The sequence below is a fragment of the Okeania sp. SIO2B9 genome (genome assembly GCF_010672505.1).
Taxonomy (GTDB): Bacteria; Cyanobacteriota; Cyanobacteriia; order Cyanobacteriales; family Microcoleaceae; genus Okeania; species Okeania hirsuta.
In genome coordinates, this window is the sequence record NZ_JAAHGK010001197.1 from 1 (window position 1) to 2355 (window position 2355).

General features: G+C 39.8%; 2 protein-coding genes. Both read right to left on the bottom strand.

The features are described from left to right. Positions 1-60: 60 nt before the first annotated feature. On the bottom strand, positions 61-327 hold the full coding sequence (locus F6K13_RS28875) for a hypothetical protein (protein ID WP_287289266.1): 267 nt from the start codon (positions 325-327) through the stop codon (positions 61-63). Between the two features lie 511 nt (positions 328-838). Continuing rightward, positions 839-2355: transketolase (locus F6K13_RS28880; protein ID WP_287289268.1), on the bottom strand; the 1517-nt coding region annotated here is incomplete at its 5' end.

Genomic DNA, 2355 nt, shown 5'->3' on the forward strand with positions numbered 1-2355 from the left:
AATAGCATTTTTTAGTATTAGTTTAAGTTCTAATGAAATTGGTAATCTATCAATTTATCTTCATAGATTTGATAAAGGTTCACCATCTGATTTTCTCTGTAGATAAACTCCTTTCAACAAAGCTTCTAACCCATACTTTGTCAGTGCATCTGATGCGAGTCCTATTACTCCCAAGAATACGATACCACCAATCATTCCTCCGGGTCCTAACATTGCTAATGCTGCTGTAATTGCTGCAGCACCAGTGAACCCCGTCGTTGCCATTGCAATTAAAAGTATAACACCGGGTAATCCTACACCTGCTATCTTTCTTACAGCTTCATCCATAACTATTTTTTCTTGTTATTAAGTAAAGATTTTTTCTTAGTATAAGAAAAACTGTCTAAATATTTCCTCAGCAATAGTAAAATCACGGAAAACCAACTTATTTTTTATTAATAAAAACAAGAATAATATCATGTCCGGTAGCATCGGTATTGTATAGCAAGGGTAGGGAACACCGGAGCTGGGAACAGGGAACAGTCAGGAATACTTAAGAGCAAGAAAAAAACTTAAATTTCCTGTAGATATTCACCTTTGGGTTTACACAAACGCGCCCCAGCGGACATGATATAAATCCTGAAAAATACTGAAGGGAATTGCTATGAAAATTTAAAAGGTTCCCTATTTCTAGAGAACCTCTTTAATGATAGTTGAAATTTTGAGATAGCTAATAGGCAGATATAGCACTACACACTACAATTAAGACAACTATAAAACTTTAAAGCTTATTATCTGTAAAGTTTTAACTCTAGATGACTGCTGACTGCTGAATGCTAAATGCCGATCGCTATGAAAACTAACCCAATACTTCCTTAGCTTTAGCAACAATGTTATCAACAGTGAAACCAAACTTCTCCAGCACAACACCACCAGGAGCAGAAGCACCAAAAGTATCAACACTCAAAGTTGCACCTTCATCAGTCACATAACGATGCCAACCAAAACTAACACCAGCTTCCACTGCCAAACGCTTCTTCACAGCAGCAGGGAACACAGACTCTTTATAAGCTGCATCTTGCTCTTCAAATAATTCCCAACATGGCATAGAAACCACCCGTACTTTCTTACCTTCCTCACGGAGTTTTTCTGCAGCGTCAACACATTGGTAAGTTTCTCCACCAGTACCAATTAAGATAATATCTGGAGTACCTTCGCCATCACTAATAATATAAGCACCTTTAGCAACCCCATCAATGGAACTACCAGCTAAATTAGGTAAACCTTGGCGAGATAATGCTAACAGAGTAGGTTGAGGATGAGAAGATTTAGCCTTTTCCACTGCAACCTTGTATGCACCAGAAGTTTCATTACCATCTGCAGGACGCATCACAAGTAATTGTGGAATCAAACGTAAAGATGCAATATGCTCAACTGGTTGGTGAGTCGGTCCGTCTTCACCTAAAGCGATAGAGTCGTGAGTCATTACCCAAATAACACCAGCTTCAGCTAAAGCAGACAAACGGATGGAGTTCCGCATATAGTCAGTGAACACCAAGAAGGTTGCACCATAAGGAATTAACCCAGAACCATGGAGAGCAATACCATTACAAATTGCTCCCATACCATGTTCCCGAACACCAAAACGCATATTTCGGTTTTGATATTGACCTTTTTGGAAGTCTCCTAAACCTTTGAGTAGAGTCTTGTTAGAAGGAGCTAAGTCAGCAGAACCACCAATTAACTCTGGTAAAACTCCAGCTATAGCATTTAGTGTTGCACCAGACTGGTTACGAGTTGCATCCTTCTTGCTTTCAGGAGTATATTTAGGAAGTGCATCTGCCCAACCTTCAGGTAACTTACCACTTACCATCCGTTCCAAAGTAGCTGCATCTTCAGGATATTTGGATTTATAGTCGGAGAAAAGTTGATCCCATTCTTCCTGATATTTTGCTCCTCGGTCAACTGCTTGGCGGAAATGACTCAGAGCATCCGCAGGCACTTCAAATTCTGGATATTCCCAACCAAGATTTTTCCTAGTAGCTGCTACTTCATCAGGTCCGAGTGCTGCACCGTGAACATCGTGAGTATCAGCTTTATTAGGAGAACCATAACCAATAAGAGTAGTAACTTTGATCATGGAAGGTTTATCAGTAACCGCTTTCGCTTTTTCAATTGCTTCGGCGATCGCATCTAAACCAGTATTACCATCAGTAACGTGCTGAACGTGCCAACCATAAGCTTCAAAACGCTTACTTACATCTTCAGTAAAGGAAATGTCTGTATGACCGTCAATGGAAATATGGTTATCATCATAGAAAGCAATTAACTTACCTAAACCCCAGTGTCCCGCTAAGGAAGCAGCTTCACCAGAAA